This is a genomic window from Brevibacterium sp. 91QC2O2 (assembly GCF_024580695.1).
Taxonomy (GTDB): Bacteria; Actinomycetota; Actinomycetes; order Actinomycetales; family Brevibacteriaceae; genus Brevibacterium; species Brevibacterium moorei.
In genome coordinates this window covers 13380-29470 of the sequence record NZ_JANIJY010000031.1, presented here as the reverse complement: position 1 = coordinate 29470, position 16091 = coordinate 13380, and the positions used below count along the sequence as shown (strand labels likewise).

The following is a 16091-nucleotide window of genomic DNA, read 5'->3' as shown; positions in this document are numbered from 1 at the left end:
ACCGGGGACGCTTCAAGTCACGTCCGGTGACTCCGAAGCCGCCCCACGTCGTGGGTATCAACCTGCCGGAGCACGAAGCAGTCAGAAACTAGCCCGAGTGACTCCACACAGCTTGACACAGAGCGGCGTTGCAGGTTTGCGCATGTCATACGGAAGCGCCCACGACAAGGACGCCCGGACCGGTGCTGAGCCGTGGGGGTGCCGGGCGTGACCCCTCGGACAATTTCAGATACAGGTTGACATCCGAACATCGTTGGATATGCTTGGGTGATGCCCACACGGAAGGAACAACAGGCCCAGACCCGGCGCCGACTCATCAATGCGGCCATGGAACTCTTCGCCCGTGACGGAGTCGGGGCCACATCGCTCAACGCAGTGGCCGAACACGCGGGCTTCAGCCGCGGCGCCGTGCACGGGAACTTCGCCGCGAAGGAGGAACTGGCCGCTGCCGTGCGCCAGGAGATCGCGGAGCTGTTGGAGCCGGTGGCGTACGAGGTCCGGATGGCCGGACCCGGCAACCCGGGCGATCGCCTGCGGACGTGCATCCGGGCATTCCTCCGGTTCGCGGCCCTCTACCCCGAGGTGATCGCGGCGCGGGCGGCGGTGAACGAGTACCTGGTGCGCGCGAGTTGCTCGGCGGGCGCTGACTCGGCCTCGGCCGATGTGTCCGCTGTGCAGGATCCGGTCGCGGTATCGCTCATCGAGCTGTTCGACGAATCCGCCCCCGGAGGCTCAGGGCCTGGTGACCCCGCATGTGGAGGCGCCACCCCCGGAGGCCCCGAAGGTCCTGGTCTGGGAGGCTTCGCTTCCGGAGGCCCGAGGGCAGTGGATCCGGGGCCCGGGCCGGCCGGCGTGACCAGGGCGGTGGCAGTTGCCGGTGCGCTCGACGCGACGGCCTCCCGCTTCCTCCCCGGGCATCCTCTGCCGCTGCGCCGGTCCGAGTTCCGGCGGGCGGCAGATGATCTAGCGGCGCTCTTCGCATGGGCGGGGAGCCCGACATCTCCTGCAAACCCGGCGAAGACCGTGAACTCAGCGAAGACCGCGAACCCCGCGACCGCACGGACCTCCGGGGCCGCGACGGACCCTGCGGCCGCACCAGACGACGATGAAAGGCACACGAAGATGAAACGCACGTACCGCATGACCGTCCGCGGTCGTTTTACCGATCTGACGGAGCAGCAACGGCAGCAGCTGCGCGCCGAGCAGGACGATCACGATATGTTGATCGCGCAGTTCACGCCGGAGGGGATGTTCATGTACCCGCCCGACCTGGGTGGATACCAGTTCCGCTACCTGCTGGTCGTCGACGAGGACAACCCCGCAGACGCCGATGTAGCCGCCCAGTTGGAGGCCGAGGAGCGGGCGGCCTCTGACATCGTGGCTCACGGCCTGGCCGGCCGGATCGTCAAGACCGATTTGACCTGTGTCGAGGACGTCAAGGTCCGCAAGAGCGCTCGGCCGTAGGGCGGATCAACGCATCACCCGGCGCCTGAACGCAACGCAAGCGCAGATTCACATTGTGTGCGGATATATCCGCACACAATGTGAATCTGCGCTTGCTATGCCGGAGTCCTGGCCGGAGTCCTGGCCGGAGTCCTGGCCGGAGTCCTGGCCGGGGGCTGCGCCGACTCAGGCCGCTCCGGCCTCGCCCACGGTGGGGTTCGGCGCTTCGGGTGCACTCGCTCCACCCTGCGCGCCGGCCCCGTCCGCTCCACCGTTCTGCAGGTACTTCGCATCGGCGGGGACGCGGGCGCCGGGCAGATGCCGCCGCCAGGCGCAGGCGACGATCACCAGGCAGATGACCGCCAGCACCAGGCCGCCGAGGAACATCTGCGGATAGCTCAGCCAGGTGTGTGCCCAGGCCAGCATCATGGGGACGAAGAATCCCACATAGGTCAGCGCGTAGAACACCGCGTTGAGGCCGGCCAGATCGTCGGGTCCGGCGATCCGCTGGACCTCGGAGAGTCCGGAGACCAGGGTCAGGCCGTATCCCATGCCCAGCACGACCGCTGCCAGCAGCCCCAGTGCCAGGCTCAGCGTGCTGGCTGCGGGGATCGTCAGGGCAAGGCCCGCGACCACGCAGCACATGCCGATCACGGTGGCCCGCGCCGAACGGCGGGTGTCGATGACGGGACCCAGGGACTGGATGCCCACGCCGAAGCCCAGCGTGACGACGGTGATGAGGCCGGCGAAGGCGATCGGGTAGTTCCCGGCCGAGTCCGACAGCAGGCCGGGCAGCACTGCGTAGGCGCTCGCGGCGGCGCCGAAGACCCAGGGTGCGGCGGGCAGGACGACCAGGAGGAAGCGCTTGTGCTTCATCTTCGGAACCTTGAGGTCTTGCCACAGTGACCTCCGGGCGGGCGCGTCGGCGCCGGCTGCGGCTCCCCGGGTCCCGGTGCTCTCCGCCGCCGAGGTCCCCGCGACGCCGGCGCGGCGGGTCTCCGGGACGCTCAGCAGCCACAGTCCGGTGACGACGGTGATGGCCATGTGCAGGATGTACGGAAGATGCTGGGGCAGGGGCGCGAACTGGGCCAGCACCGCTGCCACGCCGGCCCCGGCCAGGAAGCCCAGGGTCAGTGACATGGATGCGCGCTTGGCGCCGGCGGCCGTACCGGCTCCTGCGGCATCGGAGAGCTCCTTGATCCAGGTCGAGCCGATCGCCATCACCAGGCCCAGGGCGATCCCGCAGAAGATGCGGCCGATGATCATACCGATTTCGCTGTTGGGGGTCAGGGCGATGATGAGCGAACCGATGAGGGCGGCGGGCGCGGCGGGCAGTAGCAGGGGACGGCGGCCGTGGCGGTCGGACAGCGGCCCGCCGATCAGCATGGCGGGCACGATGCCGAACACGTAGGCGGCCAGCATTCCGTCGACCGCGACGGGGGAGAACTCCCCGGAATTGCGGTACATGACCAGCAATGGGGTGAACTCATTGCCGCCCCATGCCACCGCGAACATGGTCGCGGCCACCGCCAGCCAGGACGAGGCCCTGACCCCGGGGCCGGCGGGTGCCTTGGCCCGTGGCGCCCCGGTTCCAGCCTGTGTGCCGGTTCCCCTGTTCACCGGTTCCCCGGGTGTCGTCTGTCGAGGTGTGGCCCCCGGCTGCGCCGCTTTCGCGGTCATTTGAATTCCTTCCGCACCATATCGAAGTGTTCGCGCAGTTCCTGCGCGTATGCGCGGGCGTCTCCGGCGGCCAGATGGTCGGCCAGACGTTCGTGCGAGTCAATGAAGGCCTCGGCGGTTTCGGGCCGGCCGTGTAGGGAGCCGGCGGTCACCCGCTGTTGGCGGTCGCGCAGCAGGTGCGCGAAGTTCGCCAGGATCGTATTTCCCCCGGCCGAGGTGATGGCCAGGTGAAATTCCGCGTCCACCGCCGTGTACTCGGCGACATCGCCGCCGTGGTGGGCCTCGCGCTGCCGGCTGATGAGTTCGTGCAGTTCGTCGATCAGGCGGGTGCGCTGGGCCTGGGGGAGTTCGGCGATGCGCCCGGCGGCGTGGGTTTCGATGAGGTGCCTGGCGTCGAGGATCTCCTCGGCCTCGCCGGGGGCCACGGGCACGACCAGCGCGCCGCGCTTGGGGTAGAGCGCCAGGAAGCCCTCGGTCTCCAGGCGCAGGAAGGCCTCGCGCACGGGGGTGCGGCTGATCCCCAGGTCTTCGGCGACCTCGCCCTCGCTGGTCATCGTGCCGCCGCCCAGGCGTCCGGACAGGATGTCGGCCTTGACGGAGCGGTAGGCGCGTTCCGTGGCCGAGACCGAGGTCCGCCCCGTGTTCGACCCGGCCGCGGCGGGCCTCCTCGAATCGTTCATAAATACATCTTGTATCTATGTTGGCCGTAATTCAAGATCCGGGGTCGGAATGTGAGATGCCAGACGGCTCGTGCGGCGGCGCCGGGCAGAGGCGGATACCGTGGGAAAGTGACCACTACCTTCATCCTCATGCTGTGCGCGGTGCTCGTCGGATCCGTCATCCAACGCGCCACCGGCATCGGCTTCGCGCTCATCTGCGCGCCCTTCATCATCCTGCACCTGGGGCCCGTGGACGGGGTCGTGGCGACCAGCCTGCTGGGCGGGCTCTCGGCCCTGCTCATCTACGCCGGGCACGCCAAGCACGTGGAGTACCGCAAAATCGGCCCCATCACGCTGGCCGCGATCGTCGGGATCGTCCCCGGTGCGCTCATGATGCACTTCCTGCCCGCGCCGCCGATGCAGATCGCCTCCGGCTCACTCATGGTCGTGGCCCTGATCATCAGCCTGTTCGGATCGCGGATGGCGTGGCTGGACTCCGGAGGCGGGCGGATCGGCGCCGGTCTGCTGGGCGGGCTGATGCAGGCGGTGGGCGGCGTGGGCGGGCCCGCGGTCATCGCCTATTCCAACGCCTCGCGCTGGGACCACCGGAAGTTCGCCACCAGTGTGCAGTTCTTCTTCGTCGTCACCGCAGTTGCGGCCGTGGCCATGTTGTGGCGCTGGCCGGCGATGAGTCTGCTCGAATGGGCCGAGGTCCTGGTGGCTCTGGTGGCCGGTACTCTGGCGGGCAATTATCTGGCCCGCTATATGGGTCCGAGGCTGGGGCGGACGGTCAGTATGATCCTGGCCTTCTGCGGGGCGATCATGGTCATCGTCAACGGGGCTCGCGCCCTGGGCTGAGTGGGCCGGTTGCGGGCGCCCCTGAGAACGGGCCCAGACACATCCGCGACAATGTAATGCGTTGATCCCGGCGCGTGCCGCTGTAGGCGCGCGTTGATACCGATGAGTGAGGAACCTCCGCATGTTCGACGTCCTTAGCGCCCTGCCTCAGGCGGCCGACTCCCTCCAGGGGGCGTCCATCGAGGCCTCCGGTCTGCTCGACCCCGGCCCCCTGCTCGAGGCCGCGGGCCCGTGGATGCTGGGCGTCGTCGCGCTCATCGTCTTCATCGAGTCGGGCGTGCTCTTCCCGTTCCTGCCAGGGGACTCCCTGCTGTTCGTCGCCGGCATGCTGGCGCCCAGTATGGGCATCCACATCTGGGCCGTCATCGTCACGGCCTGGATCGCCGCCTTCCTGGGCGATCAGGTGGGCTACCTGCTGGGCCGCAAGTTCGGCCGCCGCTTCTTCAAACCGGACGCCCGGGTGCTGAACACGGTGCGCCTGCAGGCCGCCGAGGACTTCTTCGCCCGCCACGGCGGCAAGTCCCTGATTCTGGCCCGATTCGTTCCACTGGTGCGCACCTTCACCCCGCTGGCGGTGGGGATCGCGGCCTATCCGTATAAGCGCTTCGTGGGTTGGAATGTGGCCGGAGCGATCGGCTGGGGTGCCCTGCTGCCGCTGGCCGGGCACTTCCTGGGCTCGATCGCCATCATCCGTGATCATGTGGACATCTGGGCGATCCTCATCGTGATCGTCAGCGTGCTGCCAGTCGTCATCCCGTGGGTGATCAGCCGCATCAAGCGCGCCCGCGGCGAGCGGAACCGCGAGGTCCTCTGAGCGCGGCCGGCCTCTGAGCCGAGGTTCTGCGGGCTGAGGCCCTGTGAGCCGGCGCGCGCACCGTGCTCCCCACTCCCCGCACACCTCCTCGACCAGACCTCTCCCCCTGCCCAACAACACGGAGCAGGGTCTTGACGGATAGTAACTTAAGTAGTTAAGTTACTTCTATGCCCGATCTCGCGTATGTCCTCCACGGCCTCGTCATGACGATGGACGAACAGGCCGGCGCCAAACTGCGCCCCTTCGATCTGACGATGCGCAAGTATGTGGCGCTCACGATCATCGCCGAGCACCCCGGGGTGGCCTCGAAACAGGTGGCGGCATCACTGCGCGTGACCGAGGCCGCGATGAGCGGACTGGTGCGCTCGCTCGGCGCCGCAGGACTTGTCGTCGACGCGAAGGTGGAGGGGGCGGGACGGGCCAAGGCCCTGCGGTTGACCGCGCGGGGGACCGATGTGCAGGAGCGGGCCACCGCGGTACTGGGGCGCTCTTTCGACGACGTCGTGCGGGCCGCAGGCCAGGACCCGCAGGATCTGGCCGACAGACTGCAGCGGATCACCGCCGAACTACTCGAGGATCCGGGCGCATAGCCGGGGTTCGCGCAGCCGGCGATGACGGACCTCGGGGCCGCCGAACCTCGGCACCGGCCGCAAGGAGCCCGCTGCGAACCCGATGAAAGGGAGAACACGCGATGGAAACCAGCTCGACGATCACAGCCGCACTGGGTGCGGCCACCCCGATCCACGTCCCCGTGCCCCTGGCCGCCATCACCCTGGCCCTGTGGGTGGCCCGCGTCGTCATCTTCGCCGTGCTCCACACGATGCGCGCTCCGCGGCACCTGGTGGGCGACACCGTCAGTGACTACGCCAATGGGCCCACCGGCCGCCTGTACACGGTGATGAGCGTGTGCACGGCCCTGGCCTGGGTGTCGACCGCGGCCACCGTGCTGTTCGGACTGCCCGAGTGGGACTACCGGATCCCGTGCGCCGTTCTGCTGCTGATCGCCGCGGTCACCCCGCTGCTCATGCTGGCCGCGCCGATTCCGGAGAAGGGCCGGCCCTTGGGCGTCCAGGGCCTTGTGCACTATGGGCTGGCGATCGTGAACTTCGCCGCCGCGTACTCGCCCATGGACCGGATCGCCGGGCTCACCGGAAACCCTGTGCTCTCGGCCCTGCACATCGTGGCCCTGATCGGGCTGATCGCCTTCTGCGCGAGCCTGGTGCTGCGCAAATTACGCAAGCTGCACAGCATCACAGGACTGCTGGAGCGGGTGTTCCTGTGGTCGGTCGTGCTCTTCTACCTGGTCTTCTCCCTGCTGCTCGCACTGTCCTGAGCCTGGCCGGCGCGGCTCGAGTGGGCGCGCATGGTTCCGGCCTCGGACCCGTCCGGCTTCTGCGCACTACTCCTGCGCGCTCAGCCCCTGGCCGCCAAACGATTGAAGGCCGATTCCGGTATTGCCCGCAGTGCGCCGGCCGTCCCGCGTTCGAGGACCCGGCCGGCATCGAGGACCACCACGGGTGCCGCATCGGGCACCAGATCCGTGCGGTGCGTGATCTCCAGGACCGTGAACCGGCCGGTGGGCCCTGACCCCGCCGCGGTGCGCAGTGCATCGCGCACCCGCTCGGCGCCGGCGGCGTCCAACTGGCTCAGGGCCTCGTCGAGGACGAGGACCTGGGGCCCGGCGACCAGCGCGCGGGCCAGCGCCAGGCGCTGCAACTGGCCACCTGACAGGGCCCTGCCACGACCCTTGACGGGGGTGTCCAGTCCGGCTTCGAGGCCCTCGGCCCACGTGCCCAGATCCGCGATGCGCAGTGCCAGGCGGAGCTCGTCGGTGGTGGCGTCGGGTGCGCCCAGGCGCAGATTGTCCGCCAGGGTCCCGGTGACCAGCGCGGGGGACTGGGGGACCAGGGCCACCCGGCGGCGCAACTCGTCGAGTGGCAGGCCGCGGATGTCGGCGCCGGCCAGGCGGACCGAGCCGGACTGCGGATCCCAGCCGCGCAACAGCAGATCCGCCGAGGTCGACTTCCCCGAACCCGAAACCCCCAACAGGTAGGTCCAGGACCCGGGGGCGACGGTGAAGGAGACGTCCGTCAGCGCCGCCGGGTCCTCCGGCGCGTACCGGAAGGTCACATGCTCGAAGGCCACGGCGGGGGTTGTGGCGTGCTCCGGAGAGTGGCCGGAAACCGTCGTGGTTCGGCCGGAATCGGCGGATTCCCCCGGTGCCTCGGCGCCACGCGGCCGGGTGCCCGGTGAGCTCTGCGGCACGGTGCGCGGTGAGTCGCGCACGGTGGGCGCGGCCTCGCACACGGTGTAGACGCGGGCGGCCGCGGCGAAGGACTCGTCCAGGCCATCGACGAAGTCGGCGATTCCCCTGGTGGGTGCCCACAGGCCGATCGCCACCGCCAGCGCCAGGGCGAGCGGGCCGATGGAGCCGCTTCCGGTCACCCCGTCGGCTGTTTCGCCCGAGGCCCCCGGCACCAGCGCTGCGCACACCACCAGCGCCACGATCTGGCCCAACTCCAACAGCCGGATGATCCCGGCCCGGATCGCGCCGGACCTGCCGGCACGGGCCCGCTGCCGCACCAGAACGGCGTCGGCGGAGTCCAAGCCCGCCAGACGGGCCCCGTCGGCTTCGTAGGCCAGGGCCTCGCGCAGGCCGCCCAGATCGTCGCCCAGATGAGCGGTGACCCGGCCCCGGTCGGCGGCGATCCGCCGGGCGGAGGCCCATGAGGATCCGCCCGAGCCCAGCGAGACCAGCAGGATCGCCACGGTGAACACCGCGAGCACCCCGGCCAGCGGCCAGGCGACCGCGCCGCCCAGCCAGAGCAGCGCGATGGCGGGCACGACGAAGGCGGTGACCGCCGGCGGGAAGGTGTGGGCGAAGAACACCTCGATCCGGTCGATGTCGCGGGTCGCCCGACCGGTGAGTTCCGCGGCCCCGCGGCCCGTGGTGGCCGCCGGTGCCTGCGGGACCAGGCAGGCGAAGAATAGTTCGCGCAGCCGTTGCAGAGCGGTGAACGCGACCCAGTGGCCCGCATAGTGCTCCAGATAGCGCAGGAATGCCTTGAGCAGCGCGATGCAGACGAGCACCACGACGATGATGCCCAGGTGCAGCTCCGCCGGCGCGCTCGAGGCCCCGGTCCGGATCTGGGTCCCGGCGGCGACCGCGCGCTGCAGGGCGAACACGGCGGTGACCCACAGTGCGATGCCGGCCAGTTGATCGCCGATCCGCGCGAGCACCGACACGCCCAGGATCGGCACCAGCCGGCGCGTATGGGAGACCAGCCAGCGGGTCAGGAACATCCGGGTGGAGTGCTGTGCCGTAACCGCGGGTCGCGAGGACGGCGCCCCAGCGCCGCCCGCAAGCGCGGCCCCGTCTGTCTGGGCGCTCATACGCGGGTCTCCTGTCCGTCGGTGGGTTCCGTGGTCGTGTCGCCGTGTGTGGAACCGGTTGAGCCGGTCGGATCAGTCGGACCGGCCGGGGTCCCGGCCTGGATATCGCGGATGTCGATGACGCGGTCGGCGGCGCGGATCGCAGCCGGCCGGTGCGCGATCATGAGCACGGTGCGCCCTGCGACCAGGCGGTCCAGGGCGTCGAGCACCTGTGCCTCGGCAGCCAGCCCGACCTGGGAAGTCGGTTCGTCGAGGATCAGGATGTCACCGGAAGCGTTGCCGGCCTGCGATCCGGCACCCGAGCGTGCACCCGCACCCGTACTGGCACCAGCGCCAACACCAGCACCCGGAGCCGCCTGTCGCAGGGCAGCGCGCGCGATCGCCAGGCGTTGCGCCTGTCCGCCGGACAGGGACTGTCCGCGCGCGCCAACGGGTTCGTCCAGACCGCGCGGCATGGCGCGGACCTCGGTGGACAGGCCGACGGTGTCCAGCGCGGTCCACAGGGCGTCCTCGGGTGCGCCCGGCCGGGCCAGGCGCAGGTTGTCCGCAATGGACCCCTCGAACAGATAGGGGGCCTGTTCGACGACGGTCAGCCGGGCCCGGATGCCCGCGGGATCGGTGGTCCGGGTGTCGGCGCCCGCGATGAGCACCTGCCCGGACTCCGGGGTGAGCTGGGCCTGCAACAAGGCGCTGATCGTGGACTTGCCGGCGCCGCTGGGGCCGACCAGCGCGACCTGCTCGCCGGGTTCGATGCGCAGGTTCGCGTGTGCGATCACGGGCCGGCCGGTCTTCCAGCCGCCGGTCACATCGCGCAGTTCGAGGGCGGCCGGGGCCACCTCGCCGGCTACGGAGCCGGTCTCCGCTGCGGTGGCACCGGAGCCGCTGTGGCTGAAACTGTTGTCCCCGGCCTCGGCCACCTCGGCCTGCCGGCCCTGCGCACCGCTTCGGGCAGCGGCCCCGGCCACCGCATCCGGGGCCAGATGGTCCGCGATCTGCCGCTGGGAGGCGCGCCCGGCGATCCCGATGTAGAAGAACTGGCCGATGATGTCGACGGGCCCGATGACCAGCACGGTCAGCAGCACGATCGCCAGGGCCTGTCCCGGGCCGATCTGCCCGCCGGCCAGGCGTGCGGTGGCCAGTGCGGTCGCCGCGACCGTGATGCTCAGGCTGAATGCGGCGTCGACGACGAAGATGAGCAGCTGATTGCCCGCCAGCAGTTTCATAATGGACCGGCGGTGGGATTCCCCGGCCGCGGCCAGATCGGCGGCGGTCCGATCCGCTGCGCGCGCGTAGACCAGGGTGCCCAGATTCTCTACGGCCTCCAGGAACGCTGCGGTCAAGCGGCCCTGTGACCTGCGGTAATTCGCGCCGATCGGCTTGACCAGGCGCTGGAAGGCGCCCACGGCCAGTGGTACCAGGATGATCAGCAGGACCAGCCAGCCGGCGGTCACCGGGTCGACGAAGACCGCCATGAGGGCCAGGACCAGCAGTGGGGTGCTCATGGCGCCCAACATGGGGCCCAGGAAGCCTGCGCGATAGTTCGCGGTCTTCTCTACCGCGTGCGTGGACAGGGACAACAGCTCGCCCGCCCTGCCCGAGGCCGCCACCGGGCCGCGTTGGAACACCCGGCCCAGGATCGCCTGCCGCAGTTTGCGCTCCGTCTGCGCGCCGGCCCAGGCCGAATACCATTCTCCGGCGGTCACCGCGGCCGCGGCGAGCACCGCCAGGATGATGAGAGCGGTCAGGGTTCCGGGCCGCACGGTGCCGGCCTGATCGATCGCAGTGCCCACCTGCCAGAACAGCAGCGCGGTCGCCGCGCTGGCCAGCCACGCCAGGCCCGCCGAGATCCACAGACCCCCGCGCGGAACGGCACCCTTGACCGCGGCGAGCCCCGCCGGGTCCGCCTTGCCACCGGGACGCCCTCCCGGATGGCCGGGGTTCCCGCTGTGCGGGCGCTCACCCGCCCCGCCGCCCGGGCTGGCATTGCCCGGATGCCCGCCGCCCTGGCGCTGGGCCTTCGGTTGGCCGGCCGGGCCGTGCGGGGTGCCGCCTGGGCCGGAATGGTGTTGGGAGGGCATGGGGCCTCGCGCTCCGATCTACCGTTGTACTGAGGTGGTCCTTATCCCAAGAGTAGTCGGGGGCTCGGACACGGGCGGCCGGGGCAGCCGATTCCCGCGAACCCCACGCATCGAGTCGTACGATATATGAGGAAAGACGCAGGGAAGCGCCCTGCCGCAGGAGGCCGATCGTGACCCATCCGGCACCGCATCGCGTGGCCGCCCAGCCCCTCTGGCACTTCATCCGCGGCCCGCGTGCGGTCGACTTGCCGATCAGGCTGCTGCTCCTGGGGCTGGCCATTGCGCTCGCGGTGCTGCCGAACAGTGGTCTGGCCTCGGTGCTGACCATGGCGCCCGGCACGCCCCTGCCCGAGCCAGCCCCCACCGGAGCCCTGCCGACGGATCCCGTCCCCACCGCGCTGCGGATCCTGGCCTCGGCGCTGTTGATCTGCGCCGGGTTCGCCCCCTTGGCCGGAGGATGCGCGGCCGGTGTGGCGGCGGTGGGTTTCGCCCTGGCCTGGCCGCACCTCGTCAGCCCCCTCCTCGATGTCGTCACGATGTGCGCAGTGCTGCTGTTGTCCTTCAAACGCTGGTGGAGCGCCGGGGTCTTGGCCGTGTGCGGCCTGGCGCTGACCGCGGTATTCGGACGGGTGCCGGCCGAACACCATATTGCGCAGGACCTGGCATCCTTCCTGGGCACGCTGGCCGTCGGCGCCCTGTTCGCCTGGGGCGTGTGCATTATGGACGCCAGGATCGAGCGCGACGCCCGGGCCCGCGAGGCCGATGCCCTGGCCCATCAGCGGGAGCTCGACCGGGTGCGCCTGCAGGCGGCGATGGATACCCACGACTCCGTGACGCACGGCCTGACGACCGAATCCCTGGTGATCAGACACCTCATCGCCGAGGCGCGCGAAACAGGCCGCGACACCGCAGACCTGGTGGAACTGGCGTTGATCAACGCGCGCACGGTGCAGGAACTCCGCCTGCTGCTGGCCAAGCTGCGCGCGGGAACGGGATACGGCATCGGCGGTCCCACGCCCGACCAATCCGGGCCCGAAGCTGAGTCCGAGGCCTGGGCCGCCGCGGAGTTCGCCCGGGCCCTGGAGCGCGGAGCCCGCGCGATGGAGGGTGCGGCAGAGGCCTCGGGCTTCAAACTGCGCATCGTGGTCGGCGAGCTGCCTCAAGCCATTCCCCATGCGCTCGCGGCGGAGGTGATCCGGATCGTGCAGGAACTGGTGACGAATATGATCCGGCACGGCACTTCGGCAAGCGGCGCGGAGCCACACAGTACGGAGGTACCCGGCACGGAGACGAGCGATGCGAAGACGAACGGCAAGCGCACCGGCCGGGTGGAGGTCGGGCGCGCGGGGCCGGCCGCCGGACTGCTGATCCGGGCCGCTAATCCCTGTGCGGCCGAGGCCTTGGGCAGTCGACCCCGTACCGTCGCCGGGCGGGCCGCGGCCCTGGGTGGGACGTGTGCGGTCGAGGTAGTACCCGGTGCCGGCGGCTGCGAGTACACGGTGACGGTGGTCCTGCCGCTCGGGTCGGCCGGCGAACCCGCGGGCGGTGCGGATCTTGCACGTCGAGCAGATCTCGCCCGTTCGGGGGATGCGCGCGGCACCGGTCTGTGATGGGCTGAGGGGATGTCCATGCTCAGCGTGTTGATCGCCGATGACGACCATTGGGCCACCCGTGGCTTGGCCCGCGCCCTGGCCGGCGAGCCCGAGCTGCTCGTTCTGCCGCCCGTGCACTCCGGCGCCGAGGCCGTGGCCGCCCACCGCGCCCACCGCGCCCACCGCCCCTCGGTGACGCTGATGGATCTGCGGATGCCCGGGGAGGTCAATGGCATCGACGCGATCAAGGCGATCCGGGGCGAGGACCCCGCCGCCCGGATCCTGGTGATCACCGCCGAGGCGCCCGGCCCGCAGCTGGTCCGCGCGATTGAGGCGGGCGCTCTGGGGGTGATCGGCAAGGCCGCGCGCGACGAGGCCGTGCGCACCGCGGTGTTGGCGGCGGGCGGGGCCGGTACCGGTGCCGGCGGCGATGAGCCCCGTCTGCTGTGTGGCCTGGTCGATGATCTGCTGGTGGCCGGCGACCCGCGGCTGATGGGGGAGCCCCATCGGGCCGGGGAGCCCTGTCGGACCGGGGTCTCGCGGTTCGGCGACCAGGGTGCGGCACCTGTCGTGCCGGAGGAGCCGACCGCAGCGGAACTCGCAGTCCTCAAGGAGGTGGTGCGGGGCAAGGGGTACGCGCAGATAGCGGAGGACCTGTTCATCTCCGTGGCCACGGCCAAGAGCCACACGAAGGCGCTGCGTCGCAAACTGCACGCCGGCAATCTGGCGCAACTGGTGGTCCGCGCTCTGGAATACGGGTATGTGTCCTGAGGGTGCTGGGCCGAGTGTCACGGCACTCCGGTCCTGATCACCCGTGATTCCTCCGCGCGGGGGATGCCGCGCGGGCGCGCGCTGTGCAGGCTTGAAGCATGGAAGAGCAGAGTACAGCGCTGATCGCATGGCGTGCGAAGTCCCAGCTGATCACCGCGGCCCAGATGTTGTCGGTCTTAGGCGTCCTGGTGCTGTTGGGCACTGCAGCTCTGCTGCCGGGTCTGGCCGGTGATGTGGCATTCTCCAATCCCGAGGCCGCGCAGCTGCGCGTGCCCTATCTGGCCGCCGCCGAGGCCGCCCACCTCTGCGTGGTGGTGGCAATCGGCGCGGTATGGTTCGCACTGGGCCGGATCCGGGATGCGCGCTGCGATTACGGCCGGGCGGCTGCTGCCCTGTGGATCGCGGCAGGCGGGGTGTCCGGCGCTGTGCTGGTGTGTCTGGGGATGCTCGTCCACCTGTTCTGGGTGCACTTCGCCGGTGGGGGCAATTTCCCCGCGCTGACTTTGCTGGTCCTGGTGGGATGCCCGAGCACGTGGGCCCTGGTGGCAGCCGCCCGCTGGGCCGGTGCCCTGCAAAGGCATGTCGCCCGCGAGGACACGCTGCGCTAGGCCGCAGTCCGATAGCCTCGCGCCGGCCTGCGGCCGAGGTCCTGTCCCCACCCCGCACCATGCAGCCGATTACGCTTGAAAGATGAACTCCGATGCGCCGACACCCGATGCGCCGGCGGCCAAAGCGCCGAACCCCCTCGTCCTGGAACGTCTATCCGCGGATTCCGCGGGTGACCGGGCCCGAGTCCTGCGGCTGCTGGAGTCCGATCCGGGCTATTCGCCGCGGACCACCGGCAATGCGCCCGGTCCGGACGACGCCCGCGCGATCCTGCGCGATCTGCCACCGGGACTGGCCGCGGATCGGAAGACGGACCTCGGCCTGTGTGCCGCACCCGGTGGCGAGCTGATCGCCCTGGCCGATGTCCTGTGGGGCTGGCCGGAGCCCGGGACCGCGCATATCGGCCTGCTCATGGTGGCCGGCCATGCGAGCGGACGGGGCAATGGCCGCATCCTGCACGAGCGGATCGTCGAGCTGGCCCGCCGGCGCACCGCTGCCCACCGGAACCAGGCCATCGACTGCCTGCGCCTGGCAATCGTCGACTCCAACGCCGCGGTGGCACGGCCGTTCTGGGAGGCGCTGGGATACCGGCCGACGGGGGAGAGCCGGCCGTATCGGGCGGGTAGCGTCATCAGCCGCTCGACGATCTGGACGCTGCCGGTCACGGCCTCGGCTTGAGGCCGCGGTGCCTGCGCTTGAGGTCAGCCGGTTCCGCCCCACTACCCTGGAACCATGGTCGCCCGTAAAGATCCAGCCGATGAGCCCTTTTTCCGTGAATGGAACGCCTGCCGGGGTGCGCTGACCCCGGACGGGCGGCCCATGAAGCGCTCGAAGGCCCGCTCCGCCCAGTTCCGTGACCTGCTGTTCGCTGACCTCGCTCCCGCACACCCGTCCGATCCAGGAGCTGACACCCGCCTGCCCCTGCCCGTCCCCGCCCTGCTGGTGGTGGGCAGCAAGGGCAAGGGGACCTCGGTCGCGGCGGCCAGCTTCGCCCTGCGCGAGCTGGGGTATACGGTCGGCACCGTGTCCAGCCCGCCGCTGCGCTGGGACGGCGAGCGCATCCGCATCGACGGGCGCACGATCACCCCGGCCGAATACGCGCGGGCCTCGGCACTGGCCGCGGACACACTGGCCCGAATGCCCCGTCTCGGTACGCCCGCGCCCGACGGAACCGTCGGCTACCTGCCGCCCTCGGGCCTGTACACGCAGGTGGCGATCCGCTATCTGCTGGACCGCGGGGTCGACGCGCTGGTCGTCGAGGAGGGGCTGGGCGGGGCCAGCGACGATGTGTCGCTGTTCGACTTCCCCGTCGTGGCGCTCACCCAGGTCTTCGGCGAGCACCTGGACGTCCTCGGCGGCAGCCTGGACGCGGTCGCGGCCGATCTGCTGGGCGTGGTCTCGCCGGCGACCCACACTGTGCTGTCCTTCCCCGACCAGCCCGCCGAGGCCCGGACCCGCTTGGCGGCGCTGAATACCGCGGACGCCCCGCGCGCCCACTACATCGACACGGTGCCCATGGAGGACGCGGCGCCGCCTGTTGCCGCAGGCGCCCAGTCGGCCGTTGCGGCCGGGCACGCTCCAGTCCCGCCCACCACGGACCTGACCGGGACGAATATCCGTCTGGGGGTGGCCGCGGCCATCACCCTGACCGGCCTGCGCAGGGGCTATGACGACATCGTCGCCGAGGCCCGGACCCGCCTGAACCTGCCCGCCCGCCTCTCGCGCCACGAGCACGCTGGGCTGACCTGGCTGGTCGATGCGGCGATCAATCCCGCCGGAGTGCGCGCCGCACTCGCCGGAGCCCGGGCGGAACTGGGCGGGGATCCCGTGGTCATCGCCGGCTTCCCCGACACCAAGGACGTCGACGCCTGCATCGCCGAACTCGCCTCGCTGCCGGATGCGAACATCGTGCTCGCCGGCGCCGGCACGGAGTATCTGAGTTATGCGGCCGCGCGGCGCTACGCGGATCGCTTCGGCCCCGTGGCCGAGGTCCCCGCCGCCCTGGCGCGCGCCGTCGAATTGGCTCGGGGGCGGGACTCCGGTGCGGCCGGCGGCCCCGCTGCGGTCAGGAGCACTGCCGGGATCCTCACGGTGGGCACGATGAGCTTCGCCGGCATGGTGCTCGAGGCCCTCGACGCCGATGTCAGCGCCTGGTGGTGAAACGACACCTACAGGTGCAGGACTAAGCGTGTGCAGG

At 70.6% G+C, this 16091-nt stretch carries 14 protein-coding genes; 10 read left to right on the top strand and 4 right to left on the bottom strand.

Translation table 11 applies throughout. The annotated features are described in order from the left end of the window. Nucleotides 1–270 precede the first annotated feature (270 nt). The gene (locus NQ036_RS14450) at nt 271–1464 is read left to right on the top strand and encodes a TetR/AcrR family transcriptional regulator (protein ID WP_257049759.1); all 1194 of its coding nucleotides are present in this window, start codon (nt 271–273) and stop codon (nt 1462–1464) included. A 165-nt stretch (nt 1465–1629) separates the two neighbouring features. Here NQ036_RS14450 and NQ036_RS14445 read toward each other — a convergent pair whose 3' ends face one another. Further along, nucleotides 1630–3123 (bottom strand): MFS transporter, encoded by a 1494-nt coding sequence (locus NQ036_RS14445; RefSeq protein ID WP_257049758.1) that lies wholly within the window; start codon nt 3121–3123, stop codon nt 1630–1632. Beyond that, entirely contained in the window at nt 3120–3803 is a 684-nt protein-coding gene (locus NQ036_RS14440) for a GntR family transcriptional regulator (protein ID WP_257049757.1), read from the bottom strand. Before NQ036_RS14440 ends, NQ036_RS14445 begins: the two co-directional genes overlap by 4 nt. Nucleotides 3804–3911: 108 nt before the next feature. Between NQ036_RS14440 and NQ036_RS14435 the strand changes: the two genes are divergently transcribed. The 4 genes from NQ036_RS14435 to NQ036_RS14420 all read left to right on the top strand — a co-directional run bounded on the left by NQ036_RS14435 (nt 3912) and on the right by NQ036_RS14420 (nt 6787). Beyond that, entirely contained in the window at nt 3912–4640 is a 729-nt protein-coding gene (locus NQ036_RS14435; RefSeq protein WP_257049755.1) for a sulfite exporter TauE/SafE family protein, read from the top strand. Nucleotides 4641–4761: 121 nt separating this feature from the next. Beyond that, the gene (locus tag NQ036_RS14430) at nt 4762–5454 is read left to right on the top strand and encodes a DedA family protein (RefSeq protein WP_257049754.1); all 693 of its coding nucleotides are present in this window, start codon (nt 4762–4764) and stop codon (nt 5452–5454) included. A 167-nt stretch (nt 5455–5621) separates the two neighbouring features. Continuing rightward, nucleotides 5622–6044, top strand: coding sequence for a MarR family winged helix-turn-helix transcriptional regulator (locus NQ036_RS14425; RefSeq protein ID WP_257059769.1), 423 nt, complete (start codon nt 5622–5624; stop codon nt 6042–6044). A 101-nt stretch (nt 6045–6145) separates the two neighbouring features. Beyond that, nucleotides 6146–6787 carry a hypothetical protein gene (locus tag NQ036_RS14420; RefSeq protein WP_257049752.1) on the top strand — a complete coding sequence of 214 codons (642 nt, stop codon included), beginning with the start codon at nt 6146–6148 and terminating at the stop codon, nt 6785–6787. Between the two features lie 80 nt (nt 6788–6867). Here the strand turns inward: NQ036_RS14420 and NQ036_RS14415 are convergent, their stop codons facing one another. After that, complete coding sequence (locus tag NQ036_RS14415) at nt 6868–8847, bottom strand: ABC transporter ATP-binding protein (RefSeq protein ID WP_257049751.1); 1980 nt, start codon at nt 8845–8847, stop codon at nt 6868–6870. After that, nucleotides 8844–10925 carry an ABC transporter ATP-binding protein gene (locus NQ036_RS14410; protein WP_306440099.1) on the bottom strand — a complete coding sequence of 694 codons (2082 nt, stop codon included), beginning with the start codon at nt 10923–10925 and terminating at the stop codon, nt 8844–8846. The genes NQ036_RS14415 and NQ036_RS14410 overlap by 4 nt, the downstream gene beginning before the upstream one ends. A gap of 170 nt (nt 10926–11095) precedes the next feature. Between NQ036_RS14410 and NQ036_RS14405 the strand changes: the two genes are divergently transcribed. From NQ036_RS14405 to NQ036_RS14385, 5 genes are all read left to right on the top strand, one after another. Next, a complete protein-coding gene (locus NQ036_RS14405; protein ID WP_257049750.1) occupies nt 11096–12535 on the top strand; it encodes a hypothetical protein in 1440 nt (479 codons plus the stop codon). Between the two features lie 18 nt (nt 12536–12553). Continuing rightward, complete coding sequence (locus NQ036_RS14400) at nt 12554–13288, top strand: response regulator transcription factor (RefSeq protein WP_257059768.1); 735 nt, start codon at nt 12554–12556, stop codon at nt 13286–13288. Nucleotides 13289–13386: 98 nt separating this feature from the next. After that, entirely contained in the window at nt 13387–13896 is a 510-nt protein-coding gene (locus tag NQ036_RS14395) for a hypothetical protein (protein WP_257049747.1), read from the top strand. A gap of 82 nt (nt 13897–13978) precedes the next feature. After that, on the top strand, nt 13979–14572 hold the full coding sequence (locus tag NQ036_RS14390; RefSeq protein WP_257059766.1) for an N-acetyltransferase: 594 nt from the start codon (nt 13979–13981) through the stop codon (nt 14570–14572). 54 nt (nt 14573–14626) lie between these two features. Further along, on the top strand, nt 14627–16054 hold the full coding sequence (locus NQ036_RS14385) for a hypothetical protein (protein ID WP_257059763.1): 1428 nt from the start codon (nt 14627–14629) through the stop codon (nt 16052–16054). The last annotated feature ends 37 nt before the right edge of the window (nt 16055–16091 follow it).

Bases quoted from the DNA above. Each gene is read 5' to 3' on its own strand.
- NQ036_RS14390 (WP_257059766.1), top strand. From the start codon at position 13,979: ATGAACTCCGATGCGCCGACACCCGATGCGCCGGCGGCCAAAGCGCCG.
- NQ036_RS14425 (WP_257059769.1), top strand. From the start codon at position 5,622: ATGCCCGATCTCGCGTATGTCCTCCACGGCCTCGTCATGACGATGGAC.
- NQ036_RS14410 (WP_306440099.1), bottom strand. From the start codon at position 10,925: ATGCCCTCCCAACACCATTCCGGCCCAGGCGGCACCCCGCACGGCCCG.
- NQ036_RS14395 (WP_257049747.1), top strand. From the start codon at position 13,387: ATGGAAGAGCAGAGTACAGCGCTGATCGCATGGCGTGCGAAGTCCCAG.
- NQ036_RS14445 (WP_257049758.1), bottom strand. From the start codon at position 3,123: ATGACCGCGAAAGCGGCGCAGCCGGGGGCCACACCTCGACAGACGACA.
- NQ036_RS14430 (WP_257049754.1), top strand. From the start codon at position 4,762: ATGTTCGACGTCCTTAGCGCCCTGCCTCAGGCGGCCGACTCCCTCCAG.
- NQ036_RS14385 (WP_257059763.1), top strand. From the start codon at position 14,627: ATGGTCGCCCGTAAAGATCCAGCCGATGAGCCCTTTTTCCGTGAATGG.
- NQ036_RS14400 (WP_257059768.1), top strand. From the start codon at position 12,554: ATGCTCAGCGTGTTGATCGCCGATGACGACCATTGGGCCACCCGTGGC.
- NQ036_RS14440 (WP_257049757.1), bottom strand. From the start codon at position 3,803: ATGAACGATTCGAGGAGGCCCGCCGCGGCCGGGTCGAACACGGGGCGG.
- NQ036_RS14415 (WP_257049751.1), bottom strand. From the start codon at position 8,847: ATGAGCGCCCAGACAGACGGGGCCGCGCTTGCGGGCGGCGCTGGGGCG.
- NQ036_RS14450 (WP_257049759.1), top strand. From the start codon at position 271: ATGCCCACACGGAAGGAACAACAGGCCCAGACCCGGCGCCGACTCATC.
- NQ036_RS14420 (WP_257049752.1), top strand. From the start codon at position 6,146: ATGGAAACCAGCTCGACGATCACAGCCGCACTGGGTGCGGCCACCCCG.